At 46.8% G+C, this 22,136-nt stretch carries 19 protein-coding genes and 1 pseudogene; 2 read left to right on the top strand and 18 right to left on the bottom strand.

Annotated elements, in window-relative coordinates; all coding sequences use genetic code 11:
• Positions 1–10: 10 nt before the first annotated feature.
• The 4 genes and pseudogenes from MHI32_RS06950 to MHI32_RS06935 form a co-directional block, all read right to left on the bottom strand.
• Positions 11–721 (bottom strand): DNA alkylation repair protein, encoded by a 711-nt coding sequence (locus tag MHI32_RS06950; protein WP_340012072.1) that lies wholly within the window; start codon positions 719–721, stop codon positions 11–13.
• Positions 722–743: 22 nt separating this feature from the next.
• The gene (locus tag MHI32_RS06945; RefSeq protein ID WP_340012071.1) at positions 744–1,361 is read right to left on the bottom strand and encodes a DNA-3-methyladenine glycosylase 2 family protein; all 618 of its coding nucleotides are present in this window, start codon (positions 1,359–1,361) and stop codon (positions 744–746) included.
• 184 nt (positions 1,362–1,545) lie between these two features.
• The gene (locus MHI32_RS06940) at positions 1,546–2,217 is read right to left on the bottom strand and encodes a VWA domain-containing protein (RefSeq protein WP_248547966.1); all 672 of its coding nucleotides are present in this window, start codon (positions 2,215–2,217) and stop codon (positions 1,546–1,548) included.
• A gap of 111 nt (positions 2,218–2,328) precedes the next feature.
• Positions 2,329–2,844 (bottom strand): annotated as a pseudogene (locus tag MHI32_RS06935) (TerD family protein); the annotation flags it as partial.
• Positions 2,845–2,955: 111 nt separating this feature from the next.
• Here MHI32_RS06935 and MHI32_RS06930 point away from each other — a divergent pair.
• On the top strand, positions 2,956–3,612 hold the full coding sequence (locus tag MHI32_RS06930; protein WP_076282260.1) for a 3'-5' exonuclease: 657 nt from the start codon (positions 2,956–2,958) through the stop codon (positions 3,610–3,612).
• Between the two features lie 69 nt (positions 3,613–3,681).
• Here the strand turns inward: MHI32_RS06930 and MHI32_RS06925 are convergent, their stop codons facing one another.
• Entirely contained in the window at positions 3,682–4,638 is a 957-nt protein-coding gene (locus MHI32_RS06925; RefSeq protein ID WP_036680004.1) for an HD domain-containing protein, read from the bottom strand.
• Between the two features lie 197 nt (positions 4,639–4,835).
• Positions 4,836–7,133, bottom strand: coding sequence for an FMN-binding protein (locus MHI32_RS06920; protein ID WP_340012070.1), 2,298 nt, complete (start codon positions 7,131–7,133; stop codon positions 4,836–4,838).
• Positions 7,134–7,583: 450 nt separating this feature from the next.
• Here MHI32_RS06920 and hemH point away from each other — a divergent pair, with 450 nt between their 5' ends.
• Positions 7,584–8,597, top strand: coding sequence for a ferrochelatase (gene hemH, locus MHI32_RS06915; RefSeq protein WP_175617361.1), 1,014 nt, complete (start codon positions 7,584–7,586; stop codon positions 8,595–8,597).
• Positions 8,598–8,690: 93 nt separating this feature from the next.
• Here hemH and MHI32_RS06910 read toward each other — a convergent pair whose 3' ends face one another.
• The 12 genes from MHI32_RS06910 to MHI32_RS06855 form a co-directional block, all read right to left on the bottom strand.
• A complete protein-coding gene (locus MHI32_RS06910) occupies positions 8,691–9,143 on the bottom strand; it encodes an IDEAL domain-containing protein (RefSeq protein WP_076125508.1) in 453 nt (150 codons plus the stop codon).
• A gap of 359 nt (positions 9,144–9,502) precedes the next feature.
• Positions 9,503–11,320 (bottom strand): adenine deaminase C-terminal domain-containing protein, encoded by a 1,818-nt coding sequence (locus MHI32_RS06905; RefSeq protein WP_340012702.1) that lies wholly within the window; start codon positions 11,318–11,320, stop codon positions 9,503–9,505.
• A gap of 234 nt (positions 11,321–11,554) precedes the next feature.
• Complete coding sequence (locus tag MHI32_RS06900) at positions 11,555–12,787, bottom strand: alanine--glyoxylate aminotransferase family protein (protein WP_340012069.1); 1,233 nt, start codon at positions 12,785–12,787, stop codon at positions 11,555–11,557.
• 34 nt (positions 12,788–12,821) lie between these two features.
• Positions 12,822–14,078, bottom strand: coding sequence for a M20 family metallo-hydrolase (locus MHI32_RS06895; RefSeq protein WP_076185395.1), 1,257 nt, complete (start codon positions 14,076–14,078; stop codon positions 12,822–12,824).
• Positions 14,075–15,469 (bottom strand): allantoinase, encoded by a 1,395-nt coding sequence (locus MHI32_RS06890; RefSeq protein WP_076185396.1) that lies wholly within the window; start codon positions 15,467–15,469, stop codon positions 14,075–14,077. The genes MHI32_RS06895 and MHI32_RS06890 overlap by 4 nt, the downstream gene beginning before the upstream one ends.
• Before the next feature lie 33 nt (positions 15,470–15,502).
• Positions 15,503–15,877, bottom strand: coding sequence for a hydroxyisourate hydrolase (gene uraH, locus MHI32_RS06885; RefSeq protein WP_076125436.1), 375 nt, complete (start codon positions 15,875–15,877; stop codon positions 15,503–15,505).
• Positions 15,877–16,827 carry a factor-independent urate hydroxylase gene (gene pucL, locus MHI32_RS06880; protein ID WP_339189997.1) on the bottom strand — a complete coding sequence of 317 codons (951 nt, stop codon included), beginning with the start codon at positions 16,825–16,827 and terminating at the stop codon, positions 15,877–15,879. The genes uraH and pucL overlap by 1 nt, the downstream gene beginning before the upstream one ends.
• A 51-nt stretch (positions 16,828–16,878) precedes the next feature.
• The gene (uraD, locus tag MHI32_RS06875) at positions 16,879–17,391 is read right to left on the bottom strand and encodes a 2-oxo-4-hydroxy-4-carboxy-5-ureidoimidazoline decarboxylase (RefSeq protein ID WP_076185397.1); all 513 of its coding nucleotides are present in this window, start codon (positions 17,389–17,391) and stop codon (positions 16,879–16,881) included.
• 4 nt (positions 17,392–17,395) lie between these two features.
• On the bottom strand, positions 17,396–17,932 hold the full coding sequence (locus tag MHI32_RS06870; RefSeq protein ID WP_339247131.1) for a (2Fe-2S)-binding protein: 537 nt from the start codon (positions 17,930–17,932) through the stop codon (positions 17,396–17,398).
• Positions 17,919–20,213: a xanthine dehydrogenase subunit D gene (gene pucD / locus MHI32_RS06865; protein ID WP_340012068.1), complete on the bottom strand. Its 2,295-nt coding sequence runs from the start codon at positions 20,211–20,213 to the stop codon at positions 17,919–17,921. Before pucD ends, MHI32_RS06870 begins: the two co-directional genes overlap by 14 nt.
• A gap of 34 nt (positions 20,214–20,247) precedes the next feature.
• A complete protein-coding gene (locus MHI32_RS06860; RefSeq protein ID WP_076125444.1) occupies positions 20,248–21,147 on the bottom strand; it encodes an FAD binding domain-containing protein in 900 nt (299 codons plus the stop codon).
• Between the two features lie 58 nt (positions 21,148–21,205).
• On the bottom strand, positions 21,206–22,135 hold the full coding sequence (locus MHI32_RS06855; RefSeq protein WP_042185778.1) for an ABC transporter permease: 930 nt from the start codon (positions 22,133–22,135) through the stop codon (positions 21,206–21,208).
• Position 22,136 lies beyond the last annotated feature (1 nt).

Genomic DNA, 22,136 nt, shown 5'->3' with positions numbered 1-22,136 from the left:
TATTACTCAGCTATTGTGTTGAATAAGGGGTTTGTTTTTTACTTCTTTTCATCCCGCGAATCCATTTTTTCGTTTCCGGATCCACGCGATAAGACTCCGTGATTTTCTGCAAAGCCTTGTTGTAAGTGAAATCATCTAAGCTGTTGTTTCTCAAATAACTCATCGTAGGCTCTGGCAATTTCACATAACAAATCGAAAGCGCCCAAGAAACCGCCATTTTTACATAATAGCCTTCATGACTGACCTTATCGAGCAATGATAAAATCCGGCTGATATACGTTTCTTCAATAAAGAAATTAAGCAGCATTACCACAGCAAATCGGATCTCATATTCTTTATCTGATGATAAGTACGGCATTATAAACTCCCATACCCGTTCTTTATTCTTTACGGTAAACTTCAGGCTTGTGCAAAAGCTATCGCATACCGACCAGTTATCGATTCTGGGAATAAAGTCAGCGATATAACGTAGGATTTCTTCAAGATCTGTCTTCACGTAGCCAATCACCATACCTTGCAGCATCACTTCTTCAAAATAATCTGTCTCGGCATGCTCCAAATAGGCTCTCCAATCACCCTTTGCAATGATTTTGGCAAGCTTGCGCAGTTCCGGTAGCCTGACGCCTATAACATTATCTATCGTCGGAATTAAGGCCGCAGAAAACTTTTGGTAGTCCACATCTGCCAAATTCAATAGCTGTTCTCTTATTGTTTTTTCCATAGTAGTACTCCTTACCCGTCCATTATTCAAATGAAATTTCCCATAAATATATAGAAGCCACAGAACCCAAAGGAGAATAGTTTAGCCGGTATTGTTCAAATTGATCTTTGGTAAGCTTATCAAGTCCATACAGCTTCATCATCCCCCGACGAATCGCAATATCTCCCCAGCTGACCACATCCCGTCGTTCCATAGAATGGATTAACATCATTTCTGCCGTCCACTTGCCAATGCCCTTTAACGTCATAAGTTTTTGTATAACCTCTTGATCTGATAACCCAGGCAATTCCTCCAGCTTAAAATCACCCTGAGCGATCAAATTGGAAATCTCATGGATACATAGTGCCTTTTTCATCGTCATCCCACAGCTTTGAATCTCATCCGCCGTATGTAAGGCTAACTGCTGCGGAGTGATGTCTCCGAACTGAGCCAACATTCTGTTCCAAATGGTCCGAACCGCTTTTACTGAAATAAGCTGTCCTACTATAGCATAGATAAGCGCAGTAAAAAGATCCGGTATAATTACACGTTCCACTCTGCCCATCCGTGCCATAGCTGCGCCAAGTACTGGATCCACACTTCGGAGATAATCTATGTCTTCTTGCCCATAATCAAAAAACTTAGTAATTACGCTGCTCAAAGTGTTTCCTCCCGTATCTGATAGTGATGACCCTAATCCTAATATACAATACCTATTTGGCAGTGTACGGATTGTTGAATAGAATAGCAAGATAGCGAAACTAAAAAAAGCCATAAGACCTCCTAAGATAGGTGGTTATGGCCTATAGTAACGCACAGGCTTATTCATTTTCAGTAATGTATTTTTATGTTCGCAGGATTCTTTTTTCTTTCGCTGCGCTTAGCCACAAGGGGAATTCATTCAGCAGCTGATCATACAGATCTTCATCAGTCACCTTTTCAATGTTGTCCAGATGAATAAAATTGGCGTTATCCACCAAACGGCCCTTCATCGTATCAAGTTGCTTCAATACTTCAAAATCCGAGTTACCGATTCCGACAAACTGCCAGAAAATCGGTTGGACCGAAGCAGCCATAATCACATTTTTAGTGGATTTCACTACACCACCATCGTTAATAAATATGATAAATACTGGTGTAGAATCGGGTTCTTCCTCCGTATATTTTTTAATGATATCCTCCATTACTGGCGGTTCATTATTGCGGCCAAACTTATGAATGGTACGATTATTTAAAATATGTGTAAACACATATCTTCCTAATTCCTGCTCTGTCACTGGTGGCAGCCGGCTAAACTCCGTATCGTACACCCAAACATCTAACGATTGGTTATCATCAAATTTGCAGGCAACGGCTAATATACGCTCAACTACTTCTTGAACGGTTCCATTATTATAGAGATTTCTCATAGATCCTGTAATATCCAGAACAACGCCTACCCTTGCGATGACTCCTGTCAGATTCTTTTTTTCTAAGGTAATCTGAACAATTTTTTTACGTAAATCAATAGAGGACAGTACATTCTTCTCTTCATAACGGATCGTCTCTAAAGGCAGGGATAACTCAGCTGTGGCCGCTACCTCAGGGTTCCCTTCGTCTTCTTCAATAACGAGCCCATAGTTTGTACATAACGCAGCCAATCCTCCCTCAAAGCCACTACCAATCGCACTGAATTTCCACTCTGGGCCATAGCGATATAGCTCTCCAACCACAATAGCTGTCTCCGTCGACAGGTCAGAGCCATACTCGAAAACGAATAATTCCTCACCGCTAGCAGCATCCACTAAGCGTAGATAAGGAGAGGTTACTTGCTTCATAGAGTGTCCTAATTTTTCTCCTTCATAGATCGTTAAAGTTAAAGCTATTCTAGTAATATCCTTAGGAAGTCGAGAAAGTGTAATGGCGATAGCTTCTTTATCCCCTAGTTGTAAGACAGAATGAGTTACAGCTTCGTCTATAGACAACGGATTACCATAAAAGATAAAGTTCTCATCGCGTTCGCAACGGTTCTGCTCTGACAGTAAAAAAGCAGCAGAGTCTATGCCAATTCTAGTATCAGCAGTCATCCACCCAAATTTCAGCAAAAGCTTGTTCACGTTTCTCCCTTTCGTAATATCCACCTTTTGCCCCTTTATAAGCCGCACTCTATCATCTCCTTATTTTTACTGAACAGCTCATTGTGATTCACTAGATTGTATTTATCATTTTACTACTTTAATATGAAACGTATATATGATAGATAAGGAGCTTTACGAATGGACTTTATAGCAATTGACTTTGAGACCGCGAACTCCAGTCGATCCAGTGCATGTGCCTTGGGACTTGTGGAAGTTAAAGCTGGAAATATAACCGCAGAACATTCTTGGCTAATTGACCCGCAGCAGCGGTTTGATGGCATGAACATTTCGATACACGGCATCACGCCATCAATGGTAATCGGGCAACCTACTTTTCAAGAGCTGTGGCCCACCGTTGAACCGTTACTACACGGACAAATCGTCGTGGCGCATAATGCTGCTTTTGATATGAGTGTCCTGCGTTATTGTCTCGATGGAATGTCCCTGAGCTACCCAAGCTTTCAATACTTATGTACCTATTTATTAGGCAAAAAAATGCTGCCCGACCTGCCCTCCCATAAACTTAATGTAGTCTCCGAGTTTTTCGGCATTACGCTAAAGCACCATGATGCCTTAGATGACGCACGCGCAGCCGCTGCAATTCTAGTAAAACTTATGGAGCAGGAGGAGCACTATGATCCTCTATTGCTCTCTGCCAGTCAAGGATATACTAGCGGAACGATGTTTGCCGGCGGGTATACCCCATTTTCCACTCGCACGAAAAAGCCTGCTAAGAAACAAGGCACTAAACATAAACCCTCCATTTATAGCAGCCGCGCCACTTTGTCCAAATAACCAAAGAACATCAAAAACCCCCAACCAGCTGCTTTCTGCTGATTGGGGGTTTTTTTTACAGGGTATCTCTTAAATCTTCAAACGATACACAGCCTTATTCTCTAGACCTCTGATGAACGGTGTCCATTCCTCGGTCTCCGGTGTGGTATCCAAAGCATCCTCCACCATTTGCAGCTTCGCATCCATCGCATCGATATGATGCAGAGCGACTGCCTCAGCTGTCTGTGGCTGAACAGGACTACCCCATTCGCCCAAATTATGATGTGACAATACGAGATGCTGTAACGCCATAACCTTTTCCGAATTCAAATCAATATCTAAACGGATAGCCGCTTCCGTGATCCAGTTAGACGCCATCGAGATATGGCCAATCAACTTGCCCTGAACGCTGTATTCCGAGACAATCCCAAGCTGGGAGACCATCTCCTCCGGCTTCGCGATATCATGCAGAATGATTCCTGCCTTCATTAGATCTGGATTCAAGAACGGACGCTGCTTGCACAGAAAATCACCAATCTCCAGCATACGCACCATATGATAAGCAAGTCCGGCAAAATAAGCATGATGATGTGTTTTGGCTGCCGGATAATGCATCAATTTCTCTTCCACTTTACCCACACAAAAAGAGACAATCGAAGCAATTTCCGGATCTGAAATACTCGCCATAACCCCTTTAATCGTATGAATAAGGTCTACTGGACGAATTGGGGCAGAACGGATGAAATCCGTAAGTGCAACACCATCCTCATCGTTAACCAACCTGATTTTAGTAATTTTTATTTGTAATTTCTCACGATAAGTATGAGCAATCCCGCGTACCTTCACAAGCGCCATAGGAAAAAAAGTTTCTTTATCGGTTGTGCTGGCATCCCAATATTTCGCAGATAATTGTCCAGTGGAATCCCCCAGAACGATGTCGAAATAATCTTTTGGAGGAGTGCCGTTCGTTTGTTTAATTGCCAGCTCTCTTAAAAGATAAAAGCCAACAAATTCATCTTGTGGAGCGAGCTGTTTAATTTGTGTCATGTTGGAGCCTCCTATTAATAACAGGCTTTTGGCCTGCTCTCTATATTAAACTTTAGACACTCACCTCCAAAATCCCTTTAAATCACTATACGATCTATTTTCATATTTATGTACAAGCCAAGAATATTTGAAAAAGGAGGCTACTCCCCGGCCATATTCTGGCACTGGAATATCCTCCTTTTATTATAAAACGATAATTATTTACCAGCCGATTCAAGCGCTGATTTAATAGCTTCTACCGCTTTAGCGGATATTTCTTTCTCTGCATCATTTTTTCCGAAGGCTGCTGGACGGTAACCATATTTGTGCAGGCTGTATCCGGTCGATGTCGACTCGATTTCACCTTTCACTGCCAGCTCCGCGTCCGTTAACTGATTGATTGTTCTTACACTTCCGTTTTTATCCAAATAATAAACAAGCATTTTGACAGGAACACCGTACTCTACATTCACCATAACATTTACAAGCTTATCGGCACTTACACCAATGAAGATTCCATCGAAATAAGCCGCTTTATTAGCTTCTACAACCTCAGCTTTTCCGTATGCTCTATCCACCGCAGTCTTCAAAGCCACGCTGCTGCTAGTTGCACCAGACACAGCATCTACTTCCTGCACACCTTCTCTAGTCCCTGCTGCGAGGAAGCTAGCCGTCAACTGAGGAATTGCTTTTACCACCTCAGGATAAGCAGCGTTCCCTCTATCTACAAGGTTCATTCCTACACGGTACAAGGCTACATTTACGATTTTGCCGTTACGCAGGGTAACGTCCGCTCTGTTCGTTCCTTTATCATAAGCATCACCAAATGCAGTAAAGGTTCCGTCTTTATAGGTTCCTTGGACTTTGGATGCATTGGTCAAAGCATCTGTCAGTGCTGCTTTAGCTGCTGCCGACAATGCTTCTTGGCCTGTAATATCGGCCATTTGTACACCTTTTTCTAACAGCCCGGATGTGAGTGTAGCTACCCATCCTTTTTGTTCTGCACTCATTTTATCGTCAGCAATCAGCTTGCCGTCAGCTCCAAACAGACTTACTTTAATGCCTGTTACCGCATCTGCATCAACATCAACTAGCAGCAGCACTTTAGATTGGTTATCTACTCCGGCAAATTTGCCGTCAAAATATTGACCTTCAGCAGGAACCTTCAGCGCTTTCTCAAATGCTCTTTCTACAGCTTGGTTCCAGCTGTGACTGCTTTCTGTGGCTCCGGAAATTCCGTCAACCTTTTCATCATAGTTAGCGATATATGAACCATTCGCTAGCAGCTTAGCTGTCATAGGAGCATTTGCTTTTACTACTTCCGCATAAGCTGTTGCCCCTCTGTCAATCAGGTTGTTGCCAAGTCTAAACAGCTTCACATCAACCAACTTACCGTTGCGAATCACGATGTCGGCTCTTTCAACGCCAACACTTCTTGCCGTACCATAAGAGGAATAGAATCCGTCTACATAAGCAGATGTATTGTTGATTATTGCATTCTGCTCAGCATCCCAGAAAGCGTTAATCGCTGCTATAAAGTCGGCTTCAAGACCTGCAACAGGCTGTGCCTCTGTTCCTTTGGCCAGCAAGGCTGGAGCTATAGCTGCAACCGCTGCCGCTTGCTCAGCTGTGTAAGCTTTCTCCTCAATGAAATCACCAGCGCTGTTCATAGGATACACTTTAACATCTGTAAGCTTGTTGGATTCGTAGGTCGCGAATACAGAATATTTACCTGTAGGATCTACGCCCATATGAACTCCATCAAAGTAAACGGCATTTGTATCTTTCACTGTCAGAGCTCTTTCAAACGCTCTATCTACAGACAATTTCCAGCCATTACTGGAGCGGGTAGCTCCCGAAACAGCATCAACTGCCGCTGCTCCATCTCTTGTTTTGCCAAGCAATCTATCCTTCATCAATCCATAAGCTTGCCATAAAGCACTATAATTGTTACGAGCATCTCTATCAATCAGCTTAGGACTGGTTCTCAAAAGCTCAATGCTAGTAATTTTACCATCTTTAATTTCGATCTTGGCACCTTCCGTGCCTTTGGAGTATGCATCGCCATAAGCTACGTAAACTCCATCTTGGTATACGTTTTCATTAACTGTAACAGGCTTTGCTGTAGCCACAGGCTTAACAGTTTCCGCCGGTACTACTGTCGCTGCTGGTGCAGCGGTTGCTTTTGGGGTTGCTACTGGTGCTGCTGTAGCTTTTGGGGTTGCTGCTGGTTTGGCTGTTGCCTTTGGTGTTGCTGTTGGTTTTGCCGTTGGCTTTGGCGTTGCTGTTGGTTTTGCCGTTGGCTTTGGTGTTGCTACTGGTTTTGCCGTTGCTTTTGGTGTTGCTGCTGGTTTTGCCGTGGGTTTTGCTGTTGGTTTTGCTGCCGGTGCATCCGCTTCTTCGGAGGCTGCCGATACTGCATCCACCTTCAAGTTTACAGCAGGCACATTAAGTGTGTAAGCAAACGGCGCTAACAATATAGCCGCGCTAACCGTTAAAGAAATTAGTTTTTTCAATGAAAATTCTCCTTTACCAAACCCCAGTGATATGTAGCTTTTTGTTAACCAAACCTTTTTCGTACGATGCCCCTTCTCTTCTTATGAAGCATAACTTCTCTCTTCATAAGAACTCATCCCCCCTCTCATGCCTTTACACGCTCGATTTTCAATAAAAAATAGTTTTGATCTATTTCATTTCTTCCTTTTAACACAAAGCCGTATAAAAGGTGAAATAATTCACATAAGTTACTATAAAAACACTTACACCCGTTTTCCATCAATTTCTGGTTTGATACTACCAGACCTTTCTGCGGTTCTTCTGTATCGAAAATCACACACCCTATAAGAAACATCACTATTTGCGATTAAATTTAATTTATACGCGCAAAGTGATCTCAATAACTGTGCATTCAAGGCTAGCTATGCTATTTTAGAACGATCTCTTATATGGGAAAGGAGTTCTGTGCTTTGAGCAAACAGCCACCTATTGGAGTTATACTCGCCCAAATCGGCACCCCTACTGCACCAACTGCAAAAGCTGTACGGCCTTATCTGAAACGTTTTTTATCAGATCGCCGAATCATAGATTATTCTCCTCTGCTGTGGCAGCCTTTGCTGCGAGGTGTCATTCTGCGTTCACGTCCACGCCGGTCCGCTGAGCTGTACAGTCAAATATGGACAACCGAAGGATCACCATTGCTCTTTCACTCTTTAGCTCAGCAATCTGGATTACAAGAACTGCTGGGTCCACGGTATCAGGTAGAGCTTGGATTGGCTTATAGCGAACCCAGCATGGAGCAAGCGATGGCGAAATTCGACACCGCCGGAGTTACCCGAATTATCATTGTGCCGCTGTTTCCGCAATATTCGTCCACGACTACCGCGTCCGTATTCGATCAGGCCAGCTTTGCAGCCTTAGGTCGCCAAAGCTCCACTGGACCTGTAACTAAACGTCTGATTCCGGCTCTAAGATTTATTGATGCCTACTATAATGAGCCCGGTTATATTTCAGCCTTGAAGTCACACCTACTGCGTCAAATGGAGATTCTGAGCAAAGAACCTGATTATTTTGTACTGACCTTCCATGGGATTCCCAAACGGTATGCGGATACCGGCGATCCCTACCCGCAGCAATGTATGGAAACCGCGCATCTTCTTGCTTCTGCTATGAATTGGGAGCCCGAACGCTGGCAGCTTAGTTTTCAATCACGTTTCGGACGAGAAGAATGGGTAGGACCCTCTACTGCGGATGTTCTGGGAGAGCTTGCCGGACGAGGAATACGTAAGCCTCTGATTTTTTCACCGGGTCTTGTGACCGATTGTCTGGAAACGCTGCATGAGCTAGCCATAGAAGGACGAGAACAATTCGAGGCTGGTGGAGGACAAGCAGAGGAATTTATGGCAATCCCCTGTTTGAATGACCATGAGGATTGGCTTGATTTTTTGGCTGAACATGTAGAAAAAAACGCCCAAGGATGGTAAATCAAAAAAAACCGTCTTGTCCACAGATCATTTCTGTTGCAGACAAGACGGTTATCTATATCAATTGTTAAGCATGAAGAATCGAAAGGATACTTATGCTGTAAGCTGCTTATATTTCGTAGTCAGTTCATGGAACCACTGCTTGTCCTGCAAGGTCAACGCAAAATCAATCAGCTCGGCAATCTCACTCGGCTGTAAATCTGCTGAGTCATTAAAGGATACTTCAGCCGTAGCTGTAGCTGCGCCATTCCCATCCTCTGCGTAATCATAAGAAAAACATAACTTAATGTCACTTTCCAGAAATTCATTACGAAGGAAATATAATACCTCACACATTAACACAGGTCTAACATGATCATCAAAGACACATTCCATAACCTTTGCCCAATATTGCTGGTTGTTGAGGTGTAACTTATCATTAGTTAAGAGATATTTCTCACCCTGAAAATCGGTGACAAATCTCAGTTCAAGCGGCTTCATCTTAAAAATAGTAGCAATTTGCTTCATGCTAATATTCAAAATATCTTGCGTTTCTAGTCTGATCATCTCTCCATGCACCTCGTCCCTCTTAGTTGGGTTATTCGAAACCTGCCATTATCTATAATTCTTTATATGCCATTAATGTAAAATTAACTCCATTAATTCACTTTAATTTTATCTAATTTAACATTATTATCGTCACCTGACTATGCTTTATTTATATTTTTTTAGGATTTTGCTCAGAAAAATGTTTCATTCTCTAAAAATCTGTTTAATATTATTGTTCATTACAATAAGATGTATAAAGATTACGCATCATGTGAAGCTTTTGCTTTCTTATATTTAAACAAAAAAAAACTGTTCTGAAGGGTCATTACGACCTCAGAACAGTTTTTTGCATTAGGATTATACTTCAGTTAATTTACTTAAACAAACAATGGCACTAACTGTATTCCCTCGGGTGAAATCCGTACGAGTCCTTTATCTGTGATACGTAACGTTGGGATAACCGCCAAAGCAAGCAGCGATAAAGTCATAAACGCGTAATTCAAAGTACAGCCGGCATCATACAACGCTTTGCTGATCGCAGCTGATTTCTCAGCAGCAATTTCAAATGGCTCTGTAGACATTAGGCCTGCAATGGCCAACGGGAATAACGTTTCTCCACTAGATGTAATTACAGCGACCCCACCCTGAGCGTCCGCCACCGCGTTCGCAGCTTTGGCCATTAGCTCATTATCATTGCCGATGACGAGTACATTATGACTATCATGAGCAACAGTCATTGCGATAGCAGCCGGTTCTTTAAAACCGATGCCTTCCACAACAGCCACTGATTTATTTCCTGTTCCTTTATGCCGTTCGAGCACAGCGATTTTACATAGACCCTCTACAGCATTTACATCCAGCTGCCCTGCTACTACAGGTACCGAAACCATACGTTCAATGGTCTCCACATGATTTTCTCTTACTTTAATAACTCTTGTAGTAAGTTCCCCTGTTTCAATTGGAGCCGCGATAATAAAATCTTCGGCGGTAGGACGCTGCGGCAAATGAACCGAAGCCAAAACTTCCTCTGGATATGTGAATTTAGCAAGCTCTGCCGTCATCACACCGTTTTCGGCAACGACTACACCCGCGGCAATCGTAAGTACCACGTGAACATCGGCCAAATTCCCGTCCAGCAGAATAATATCCGCAAAAGAACCTGGAGTAATAGATCCGATATCCTGAGACAACCCAAAACGCTCTGCCGTATTAATAGTTGCCATTTGGAAGGCTGTTACTGGCTTCACGCCTTGAGCAATCGCATGGCGAATAACGAAATCCATATGACCTTCGTCCCGTAACGATTCCGAGCTGCGGTCGTCAGTAACCAGCATCATGCGACGCGGGTCAAGTCCACGCTCTGTATGAGCGGTGATGGTCTTGGCAACATCATGCCAAGCCGAGCCCCGGCGCATTTTGGCATACATCCCCAGTCGAACGCGCTCAATCACATCGTCTGCTGTAACACACTCATGATCACCAGTCACCCCTGCCGCAGCATACACTGGCAGTCTCCAGTCGCTGGAAGGCCATGTGAAATGACCGTCAACAAATCTGCCTGCCCGCAGCGTAGCTTGAATCTCTCCAAGCATTTTTTCATCGCCGTAAACAACGCCAGGGAAATTCATCACTTCGCCCAGAGCAATCACATCTTTGCCCCACGTAAAAGCTTCGGCAACTTCTTCAGGACCAATTGAGGCACCCGTTGTCTCGAATTCCGCACCTGCCGCAGGCACACAAGAAGCCACCTGCATGTAAGCAGCTAACGGCGTCCCCCGCATCTCATCCAGCATCAATTGAATACCCTTCAGCCCGAATACATTAGCAATCTCATGTGCATCAAAGAAACCACCTGTTGTGCCAAGCGGCAGAACAGCGCGGGAAAATTCAGTAACGGTTAGCTGGGTGCTCTCAATATGGCAGTGGCCATCGAGCAATCCCGGAGCTATATACTTGCCGTTCGCATCAATAACTTGCGTTCCTTCGCCAATCATATGTGTCACATCTTTACCAACATAAGCAATTCGTCCACCTTGAACACCAACAGACATTCCTTCTAGAATTTCACCAGAGCATACGTTGACCAGCTTTCCACCTGTAATTACCAGTGTTGCCGGTTTATCGCCTCTTGCCGTAGCCACAAGCTCAGGTACACAATCCGCTAAAGGCTTTCTTGTAAAAGTTGTCATCTTCATCTCTCCCCCGTTAGTATCCAAGTGTTGTCTTGATGTAGTGAATAGATCCGTAATCATAGAGGATTGCCTAACTATTAAGCCTAGGATAATATAGTTGCGCAGGTCTGTATTTGTAAGAAAAAACGGCTCAATCATCCCTGTAGATGATAGCCGTTTACTTATTCCCAAAGATTGTCCGAACCATCCGGACATGCCCCTGTTTTTACTCTCCCGCCATCCGCTCTATTCCAACGATTATCTTACTTTTGCCTCATATACGTCAAGTGCTGCCTGAACCCCAAACCCGCAAGGCCCCTTAAATCCATGACGCTGTAATGCGGCTTCCAGCGCTCCAAGCAGCCGCAACACGTTATTCTCACGACTGCTAAAACCCATCGTACCGATGCGCCAGATCCTTCCCTTTAACGGTCCAAAAGAACTGGCAATTTCAATTCCGAACCGCCCCAGCAGCAGCGAACGGACAGCTTCCCCATCTATCCCCTCAGGGATCAGCACACAGGTAACAACAGTAAGCTTGCAGGAAGGATCCCCGTATAGTTCTAAACCCATAGCTGCTAATCCAGCTACAAGTGCTTTTTCATGGAGGATATGTCTGGCGAATCGGGCATCCAGCCCTTCTTCAAGGGTAAGCCGCAAGCCCTCCCGCAGTGCATAAAGCATTGAGGTCATCTCTGTATGATGATTGAGACGTTGTGGACTCCAGTAATCCTGAAGCATGCCGAGATCGAAATAATTGCTGCGGACAAAAGATAAGTCACCTGGCTGGACATCACTTGCTCTAATCCCGCGTTCTACTCGTTTTCGGGTCATGAGCTTAGCTTCAGCACGATCATTATACGTTATCGGTGCCATTCCGGAAGGGACGGACAGGCATTTCTGTGTACCGCCAACGACGGCATCCAACATCCAAGCATCTGTCTCGACAGGAATGCCCCCAATGGTTGCAACTGCATCGACTATGAATAAAGTATCCATCCGGCGGCAAGCTCTACCAATTTCCGCGAGTGGCTGCACACGTCCTGTAGAGGTCTCCCCATGAACCATTGCCACCACATGTGGTTTAAAAGTCTCCATAGCTGTTATCACTTCATCCGGCTCAAACACACTCCCCCATGGCTTTTCCAGCACGAACACCTCAGCGCCACATCTTTCAGCAATCTCATGCAATAGATGTCCGAAGCGGCCAAAGATCGGAATCAGCACACGCTCACCCGGTAGGATCAAACTAACCATCACAGCTTCAATTCCAGAACGGGAGGTACCATCGATAGGGTAAGCCCATGAATTACGAGTAGCAAACAGCTCCCGCAGCATTTCCATCGTTTCATTCATAATAGAGGTGAACTCTGGATCAAACTGACCCAGCACCGGAAAAGACATCGCCCGCAGTACACGCGGATCTACCTCGACCGGACCCGGAGTCATAATACAGCGTTGGGACGGCGACAAATCTTCGTAACGCTTCATGATGATCCTCCCTTAAAAGTTCGGCGAACTCTTTTTAATAAGCTAACTCATATAACATCGCAGTCAGAACCTCAAGCCCAGCAACGAGCTGCTCAGGGGAAGTATATTCTTCCGGAGAATGGCTGATGCCAGCTCGGCTTGGCACAAATATCATCGCAGTAGGGCAACGCGGCGCAAACAGCTGGGCGTCATGTCCCGCTCCACTTACCATCATGCGGTACGTCTTCCCCTGTTGGCGGCAGATATTTTCCAGCATTGCAGATAGCTTCATATCCATAGGCGCAGGGACTGTATTGAGCACGGATGTAACCTCAAGAGTCACCCCACGTTTAACAGCAATTTCATTACATTCCGCAAGAAGCTTCTCACAGAAACGTTCCAGTTCGTCCTCTTCACTATGGCGGATATCTAGTGTAAAAAGAACCTCACCCGGGATCACATTTGGCGTATTCGGATACACCTCAAGCTTACCCGAGGTTGCTACAAGAGGTTCACCAGTAGTTTTAGCAGCACTTTCAAGCACGTACAGCATTTCAACCGCACTAGCCAGTGCATCCTGCCGCATAAACATCGGTGTCGTGCCTGCATGATTAGCAATACCACTGACCTTGACCACATATCGTCTCTGGCCAACAATCCCCTGAACTACGCCTATCTGAGTGTCCGTCTTCTCCAGAATAATCCCTTGCTCGATGTGCAGTTCTACAAAAGCACCAATATCATTTCTGACTCCAGTCCGCTTAGAAGCTTTCTCCTCCGTTATGTCCTGTAAGAAGCTGGATTGTGCCATTGCTGCTTTTAACGTCACGCCCTCTGCATCCATACAGGTCTCGGCCTCGCTTCCGTCATACCTTTCCGTGACATGGCCCGAACCCCAATAAGCAAGCGGAAATCGGCTCCCCTCTTCTTCACAAAAAGATACGACCTCAAGCGTCCGCTGCGGCTGGCCAAAGTTCCTCTGCAAATCTTGAAGCGCAATCATAGCCGCAGCGATCCCATACGTACCATCATATTTTCCGCCATTGATTACAGTATCAATATGCGATCCGGTTAAAATAACCTTTTGCTGCGGATTGCATCCACTCAATCGTCCATATACATTGCCAACCTTGTCTATGGAAACTTCTAAGCCGAGCCCAGCCATTTTTTCCTGCAAAAAAATCTGCGCCCGGCTCCATTCCTCCGTATATAGCAGTCTAGTAACTCCTGGCCCAGGTGTGCTGAATGCCGCCAGCTCCTCCAGCAGCTCCAGTAGTTTCTGAGTCGACGCTTGAACTCTGGAATCATTCATAGGCTGTACTGCTCCTTCCTAACTCGCAGCCACTGTCCACCTCCCTCACTGATCACTCCTTCTTCAGAGGTATAGATCACATTCCCGCGACAGATCGTAGCAACTACTTTGCAGGATAAAGTTCTTCCGATGTAGGGGCTGTGCTTGTGGCGATACAATAAATCCTCCGCAGTCAGCGTATAGGTTGTGCTTGGATTCATCAGAACTAGATCGGCATCTAGACCTAGAGCTATAGCGCCTTTGCGATGCTCTATTCCAAAACGTTTTGCGGGTTGCCCTGCAAGCAGACTGGAAATTAATGTAACATCCAAACCCCGCACATTCACGCCTTCATGGAACATAAGCTCCAGACTGCTCTGCGCACCCGAGATCCCACCCCAAGCTGCAAAAAAAGACAAGTCCGGCTTCACCTTCAATTCCGTTGGACAGGGGGAATGATCCGAAGCAATCAGATCGATTTTGCCTTGGGCCAGCATCTCCCATAACTTCTCCTGCTCCACCGCACTTCGCAGCGGAGGTGCACACTTCGCCACAGGGCCTAAAGCCTTCATATCATTTTCAGTGAGAACCAGATAATGGGGACAGGTTTCGGCCGAAACGTCCAGACCTCGAAGCTTAGCTTCATAGATTTTCTCAATGGCGGCGGCCGTGCTGATATGAACAAAATGCAACCGGCAGCCCGTACGTTCACCGTACAGCAGCGCCCTGGACACTGCCTCCAGCTCTGCTTCAGCAGGGCGGCAAGCCGCAAAATCACTTGCGCTGGTTCTGCCATTTCGCACTGCATCTGCGGTCAACACCGCCGTGATAGCCTCACTTTCTGCATGCAGCGCCAGAATCCCGCCCAGAGAAGCGATTCGCTGCATCCCTTGATAGAGTGTATCCTCATCCACTTCACGGAATCTGCCTTCGCCCTCCCCTCCAGGATTGGAGAGAAAGGCTTTAAACCCAGTGACGCCAGCGGCTGCCAAAACTTCTAAATCATCCAGATTGCCGGGAACGAGCCCACCCCACAGCACATAATCAACGGCAGAGTTTCCAGCCGCAGCATCTACCTTTTGACGAAGCCCAGCCTCGTTCACAGTAGGTGGATTGCCGTTAAGCGGCATATCTGCATAGGTTGTGCAGCCGCCAGCTGCCAACGCCGCAGAACCGCTGCGAAAGCCTTCCCAATGTCCAAACGTTGGTTCATTAAAGTGGACATGCATATCAATCATACCGGGGAGCACATAGAACCCCTCTGCGTCGATGACTTTGGTTAGCGGCGCAAGCGAAAGTTCCTCTCCAAGTGCGACAATCTTACCCTCTGATACTGCAATATCCAGCTTGAGTACCTGATCGGGCAGCACTACATTCCCGTTCTTAATCACAAGTTCATAGGATTCCTTCATGAGCTGCCACCTCCTCCGGTCGTCAACTTTCTCTTAACTTCCCCGATACGTACTATATCCACCAGGTGCTACTAGCAAAGGTACATGGTAGTGTTGCATGGAGCTCTCTATATGAAAGCGAATAGGTATCTGTTCTAGAAAAAAAGGCATCTCACGTTGAGTGTCTGCTGACGCTTTGGCATCCGCTCTACGGTAGTAATCGCCAACCATAAACAGCAGCTCGTAACATCCAGACTCCATTTCGTTTCCCTCCAGCAGCGGAGCATCCAGCCTCCCGTCACTGTTCGTGACTTCTTCACACAGAAGCTTGCTCATCCCATCCGTAAGCTTCCAGAGCTGAAGCGTCAGACCTGTAGCAGGAATCCCCCGCGACAGATCCAACACATGGGTGGTAAGACGCCCGCTCATTACGCTGTCTCTCCGGCCAGATCTGCACGGCTGACAGAAAAGCCCTGAAAGCCATAGGGTGGACGAGGTTCGGTGAAGACTCCACCTTTAGTTTCTTCAGGCTCAACAATGGTTTCCCAAGTCCGGTTATTGGACTCAAATGAAACGGTAGCCAGCTGTGGAAAACGGGACAATACGCGCAGCCCAATTTGATAAATCAACGATTGGATTGATGGACTGTTCAGCTCATGAAAAGCGCTATGGGCGATATCGCGAACCTGCTCCGATGCCACATATTGGCCTAGATCTCCATCCAGAGCATGCTGAACATCACTGTAGGTCCAGTTAATATTCAGAAAAATATAAAGCGGACGGTCAAAGCTCTCCGGCAATGTTGTGTACTCATCACGGACGAATCCATAAAACGAGCTTCCACTCACTTTTATCAGCTGTAAATCCTTCAATCGGCATTCATGAGCGATAACCTCAGTCCCATTCTCTCCACGTTTTATAGTTAACGAAGCCGAATAAGATTCATTATTGGAGTGACGCAGTACTAAATGACTCTGTTTAAGCCCCTCAACCCCGGGTACCATCACCTGTTCAAAAGGTAACCGGTCTGCGGAAACTGAAACTGCGGTGACATGATCGTATTTATCGAGAAAACGGCTGCTTAGAAGCTGCAGTAGCCCCTCCGTTGTGCTTCCAGTGTAGTCCGCGGTATTGCGCAGGATAAAATTTTTCATAGAATCGGTAGCAACGACCATGGAATTATCCCCCTCTGAAAAAGAAGGAAGAAACGCTTCGCCCGTGACCGCGAATGTAATATTATGTGCGAATATAATGTTGTCGCAGCCCGTGAAGGAAGATTCGGGAACGGGGGTAACGGCCAGCGGTTTAGCATAGGTACGATAAGTTAGCACATCACTTTTTCCATAAAATATTGTACGTCCGTTAATTGGTTCCAGCATGGCTGACACCCTCCCCGTTTATGATGAATGAATAATTAAATAATTAAATAATTAAATAATTAAATCACTTAGGCGAAATCTCGTAATTGTACCGACTTCAGAAAAGGCTTGAACCCATTCCTCCTGAGGGGAACGCTCAACTCGCACGCCAATGGCGCTGATAATGTCATCTTTGTTTTTGCCACGAACAGCTAGAATAAAAGGGAAATGAAATTTGTCCGTATACTTTCGATTCAGATCATTTAATAGATTAAACTCTTCCGTTGTTAACCGATCCAGTCCAGCTCCCTGCTGCTCAGAAGCAGATAAAGCCGTAACTTGAAGCCTAGTCGCCAAATCCGGGTGAGCTTTTAATAGTCCCTCCATTCGGCTCCGGTCAGCACTCAGTACGGTCTGCATCATGGTGCTATGCAAATGCTCTAAAGAATGGAACGGAATCTGCTTATAAGCCTCCTCTGCTACCCACGGTGAATGTTCAAAAATGCCGCCTAGATGCTTCACAAAATCCGTTATACTCATGGCATTTATCTCTTCCATCGTAAACCTGCCTTCAGAAACGACCATCCACTCAACCTCCAATAGCTTTGTTAACAGCTCGTAAAATGCCACCGTACCCCGTACAGCGACAAATGTTACCCGATAAAGCTTCTTCCACTTCAGCCTGAGTAGGATGCGGATTCTCTTCCAGCAGAGCAACCACCGAGATAACCATCCCTGGTGTACAATAACCGCATTGGAACCCCCCCTCTTCTAAAAAAGCCCGCTGAACGGGATGCAGGCCTACTTCACTAATTCCCTCAATCGTTGTAATTTCCGCACCTGAGCATTGATAGGCCATGACTAGACATGAATTCACTGGACGTCCATCCACCAGCACCATACATGCCCCGCAGCGGCCAATCTCACAAGAACGTTTTGTGCCGGTCAGCTCCAAATCTTCACGTATGACCTTTAAAAGCCGGCGGGAGGGTGGAATCTCCGTGGATATCGCTTTGCCATTAAGATTACAATTAAAGGTGAACCTCTCTTCTGCAAAGGCTTCCTCAGACGATAAGGGGTCAAGGTTATCTTCATCTAGATTCGCATCTGAATTATGGCTCGGCATGGATGTTCACCACCTTTTGTGGAATAAACGGTGTAGACTGCAGCCATTCGGGATCAATGGGCAGCTTGGTTACCCGTTTCCCTACAGCCTGAAATATGGCTGACGCGACTGCCGGAGCTAAATTGACGGAACCCACCTCTCCAATGCCGCGAGGACCGTACGTGTCATGATCCGGCAAATCCTCTATCGGCTGCACCTGAATGCTGCCATTCATGTCGGCAATGGTCGGCACCAAATAGGTGTCTAAATTTTTGGTGACATAGCTGCCGCCAGACATCACAGCATCCTCTGACAAGGTGAAACCGACCGCCATACTGCTGCCACCTTCGATCTGTCCAAGATAACCTTGCGGATTAGCCACCGGTCCCGCCGCTACCGCATGATATTGATCCAGTACACGAACACGTCCAGTAAGCAGATTAACTTCCACGCGGACTGCGATTGCAGAATAGGTGTATAGGAAATGTGCCCCCACTCTTTTAAAGGGTGTGGTTGGATAAGTAAACTTTGTATTACAGACAATGGGTTCTGAAATACGCTGTGCCAAGTCCTTGTAAGTCAGAAGCAGACCGCCGTCTTTTAGCCAAATACCGCCAGGGCCGAGCTTCATTTCATAGTTATCCAGCTCTGGCTTTATCATCGCAGCTGCCTGCAGCACTCGAGCGGTGAAGTCTGGACGCAGCCGTTTTAAGGCCATCCACATCATGCTGGTTGATCGGGAAGCCGTACTAGATCCGCTATCGGGCACAACATCCGTATCGCCAATAACGATGCTTAGATCCTCTGCCGCCAAGCCAAACTGTTCAATCAGCATTTGTTCCATTGTTGCGATTAACCCCTGACCAAACTCCTCGTAACCAAACACCGCCTCAATTTTGCCCTCTAGCGTCAAAGAGAGCCTGCCACCCGCCGGATCGGGAATACCATAGCCAAGTCCTGCACCATGCATAGCTATAGCAGCACCCGTTCCAGTTACGATCCAAGGTTCCACCACACCTGAATCACTGTCTGTAGATGCGGCCTCAGTCATAAGAGGCGAACCCGCCAGCGCTTCCCACACCTGAAAGGCACCATCGGTCTGAGCAATTTCCTGACCCAGCGGCCCCAGATCTCCATATTTACGCAAATTACGGCGGCGCATTTCCCACGGATCGATCTGCAATCGCTCAGCCAACCGATCGATTTGTCCCTCCAAAGCGAAAATCGCCTGATTGCCGCCAAAACCGCGAAATTCACCAGATACACCGTTATTGGTATATACAGCAAAACCCTTCACATCCACATGATCGATGATATAGGGGCCCATCACATGTTCTGTCGCAAAGTTGAGCACCTCCGCCCCCAGTGTTGCGTAAGCTCCCGTATCCGAAATAATTCTGACCTGATGTGCCCTGATGATTCCTTCGGGGTCGCAGCCAGTTTTCATGGTGATTTTCATGGGATGGCGTTTTAGTCCTGCACGTACCGATTCAGCTCTCGAATTATGCAGTCTTACCGGACGGAGTGTCCGCAAGGCGAGCAGCGCTCCATACGGTTGTACATTCAGCTCGTCTTTTCCTCCAAAGGACCCGCCGATAGGACTCGAGATGACGCGAATATCTTCTTGAGGAATAGCCAGAATTCTGGATAGCTGCAGGCGATCCATCAACCCATGTTGTGTAGCTGAATATACGGTAAGCCGTCCGTTATCCTCTGGGATAAACAGTCCACCTTCAGTCTCCATATAAGTGTGCATTTGGCGTGGTGTATAATAAGTCTCCTCTACCACATGACAGCAATCCGTAAATACCGCTTCCGGCTCCCCTTTTCGATATTCCGTATGATGAAGCACGTTTCCCTCGGCATGCAGCAGAATTGCGTCCTTTTTCATCGCCTCTTCCGGGTTCTCGAGTAAGGGTAGAAGCTCATAATCCACTTCGATAAGAGATAAGGCATATTCCGCAATTTCGTCCGTCTCTGCCGCGACTGCCGCAATCGCATCGCCAGTGTAACGCACACGGTCACTGCAAAATACCGGTTGATGCGGCAAAGCTATGCCAAAGCCGTTAAGTCCGGGCACATCCTCATGAGTAATTACAGCGTGTACACCAGGGACTTCAACGGCCTTCTCAATGCGTATGGACAAAATACGAGCATGTGCCTGCTCACTGCGGAGCACGCGGCCGATCAACATTCCTTCTGCCCTCATGTCGGTCAAATACTGCAGCTTACCGGATACCTTGCCCTCTCCATCGGGTCGTGTACGCCAGCGGCTACCGCTGGATTCCTTATTCAGCAGCATTTTCCCTCTCTCCTTTCGTCGGGTTATTCACCTCTTAACTCCGTATATTCATAGCCTTCCACAGCTCAGATACAACCAAATTCCCAGCAGTCTTTTTCTTGTAAAGTTCTGTTGCAAAGGGATCACTATACGTCTCAAAGCTGTTCTCAACCTCTTCATATAAAGAAGCCAACAGCTCCTCTGTATACCTCACACCTTCAAGCATAACTTCAGCTCTACTTAGTCGCTGCGGCCGCCCAGAGCCCCCACCTGCGGCGATACGCACCTCACGGAAACGGAGTTCCTCATCGATTGATGCTGAGATTGCTACTGTTACAAGTGAAGGGGTGAACACTTCCCTGCGGCCAACCTTACGGAAAATTTCTAGCCTATCCGTTAACGGACTCTCTAAGCGAGTAGGTGAGATGCGAATCTCAGCCACAAGATCTGCCGCAGGTTTTATCCCGCTCCAGTGATTGTTTAGCCACTCTATCAAAGGTAGTGCCGTCATAAATTTGCCGTCAAAGGAGATTAACTCCGCGTCATAGACCAGTAACGCAGGTAGAATATCTCCGAAGCCAGAAGCGATATTGCCCCCGAGCGTGGCAAGATTACGCACCGACGGAGCCGCTATGCAACGTGCAGCCTCTTGCAGCGCAGGAGCCACGGCCTGCAAATGCTCATTACTGCGGCACTGGGAGAGTGGAACAAGAGCGCCCAGAGATAAGTGAAATTCCGTTAAGGTAATGTCGCCGAGATTTGTGATTTGCCGAAGATCAATCAGCTGTTTGGGCATATGATCCGTTCCATTTTCCCACCCTGTTCTCAGCAATGTTCCTCCTGCGACATATCGGGAACTGTCTCCAAACGCCGTTTTTCTCTCCCAAGCTTCGTGCAGGCTGTGGGGTTGAATTACTTCAGGTAGCCTTCCATCCTCTTCCCGTATAACTCCCATACACTCCGCCTCCCTTTTTGAGTACCAGATTGCCGCTTCCCTTCTCGTATAGCCTGCCTTAAAACCTTTGTTCCCGAATATAAGGAACTCCGAGCGCCTCCGGTGTACCGGATGGTTTGTTGCGATTGCGGTACCCAAGGTACATTAGGACCAGAATGGTCACAAGGTACGGAATCATTTTGAGAAAATAGGGCGGAACTGCACTGCCCAGCAATTGAATGCGGAAGCCAAGTGAATCCAATGCCCCAAAAAAGTAAGCGCAGAACAAAGCGCGCAGCGGATTCCATCTGGCAAAAATCACTAGCCCTACCGCAATCCAGCCTCGACCGGCTGTCAGCCCTTCATTCCAGGTTGGCGCATAGGCCAATACCATATCCGCTCCGGCCAGGCCGATGAGAGCAGCACCGGTGATCACATAGCTGTAGCGGATAAGCTGCACACGGATCCCCATCACATCTGCGGTAGCCGGACTGTCTCCGACTGCCCGCAAATGCAGGCCCCATGAAGTGCGGTGAATTAGCAGATGCAGAGCAAGCACTAGCAGCAGGCTGAACCAGGTTAGGTAATCCATGTTGCCGAATATTTTTCCGATGAACGGTACATTTTCCAGCCAAGCCAGATGCAGCTTAGGGGAGGTTCCCGGCAAAGGAATGCCGCTGATTGGTTTACCAAGATAAGCGCTCAACCCACTGCCGAACAAGGTCATCGCAAGACCGGACATCGTTTGATTCGCCCGCAAGGTCACACAGAGAAAAGAATGCAGCAAACCAAGCACAGCCGTTACAGCTACGGTAGCCAGCAGAGCCAGCAACAGGTTTCCGGAGCGAATATACACGATACAAGTGGTGACCGCTCCCATCAGCATCAGACCTTCAGCCCCAAGCTGTATAATGCCGGCTCGTTCATTTAGAATGCCTCCCAGCGTAGCCAGCAGCAGCGGGGTCCCTGCGGAAATAGCGGCAATAAGTAGCTGTGTTGTAAAATCCATC

The sequence above is a fragment of the Paenibacillus sp. FSL H7-0690 genome, assembly GCF_037980415.1.
Classification (GTDB): Bacteria; Bacillota; Bacilli; order Paenibacillales; family Paenibacillaceae; genus Paenibacillus_AQ; species Paenibacillus_AQ odorifer.
This window is presented reverse-complemented; position numbering and strand designations above follow the sequence as displayed.

What these genes read in the sequence shown, in the direction of transcription:
- MHI32_RS06860 (WP_076125444.1), bottom strand. Translation starts at nt 21,147, where the DNA reads ATGGGAGTTATACGGGAAGAGGATGGAAGGCTACCTGAAGTAATTCAA.
- uraH (WP_076125436.1), bottom strand. Translation starts at nt 15,877, where the DNA reads ATGAGCGGGCGTCTTACCACCCATGTGTTGGATCTGTCGCGGGGGATT.
- MHI32_RS06910 (WP_076125508.1), bottom strand. Translation starts at nt 9,143, where the DNA reads ATGATCAGACTAGAAACGCAAGATATTTTGAATATTAGCATGAAGCAA.
- MHI32_RS06950 (WP_340012072.1), bottom strand. Translation starts at nt 721, where the DNA reads ATGGAAAAAACAATAAGAGAACAGCTATTGAATTTGGCAGATGTGGAC.
- pucL (WP_339189997.1), bottom strand. Translation starts at nt 16,827, where the DNA reads ATGCTGGAACCAATTAACGGACGTACAATATTTTATGGAAAAAGTGAT.
- MHI32_RS06930 (WP_076282260.1), top strand. Translation starts at nt 2,956, where the DNA reads ATGGACTTTATAGCAATTGACTTTGAGACCGCGAACTCCAGTCGATCC.
- pucD (WP_340012068.1), bottom strand. Translation starts at nt 20,213, where the DNA reads ATGCTGCTGAATAAGGAATCCAGCGGTAGCCGCTGGCGTACACGACCC.
- MHI32_RS06895 (WP_076185395.1), bottom strand. Translation starts at nt 14,078, where the DNA reads ATGAATGATTCCAGAGTTCAAGCGTCGACTCAGAAACTACTGGAGCTG.
- MHI32_RS06890 (WP_076185396.1), bottom strand. Translation starts at nt 15,469, where the DNA reads ATGAAGGAATCCTATGAACTTGTGATTAAGAACGGGAATGTAGTGCTG.
- MHI32_RS06905 (WP_340012702.1), bottom strand. Translation starts at nt 11,320, where the DNA reads ATGAAGATGACAACTTTTACAAGAAAGCCTTTAGCGGATTGTGTACCT.
- uraD (WP_076185397.1), bottom strand. Translation starts at nt 17,391, where the DNA reads ATGGTCGTTTCTGAAGGCAGGTTTACGATGGAAGAGATAAATGCCATG.
- MHI32_RS06925 (WP_036680004.1), bottom strand. Translation starts at nt 4,638, where the DNA reads ATGACACAAATTAAACAGCTCGCTCCACAAGATGAATTTGTTGGCTTT.
- MHI32_RS06855 (WP_042185778.1), bottom strand. Translation starts at nt 22,135, where the DNA reads ATGGATTTTACAACACAGCTACTTATTGCCGCTATTTCCGCAGGGACC.
- MHI32_RS06900 (WP_340012069.1), bottom strand. Translation starts at nt 12,787, where the DNA reads ATGAAGCGTTACGAAGATTTGTCGCCGTCCCAACGCTGTATTATGACT.
- MHI32_RS06870 (WP_339247131.1), bottom strand. Translation starts at nt 17,932, where the DNA reads ATGCCGAGCCATAATTCAGATGCGAATCTAGATGAAGATAACCTTGAC.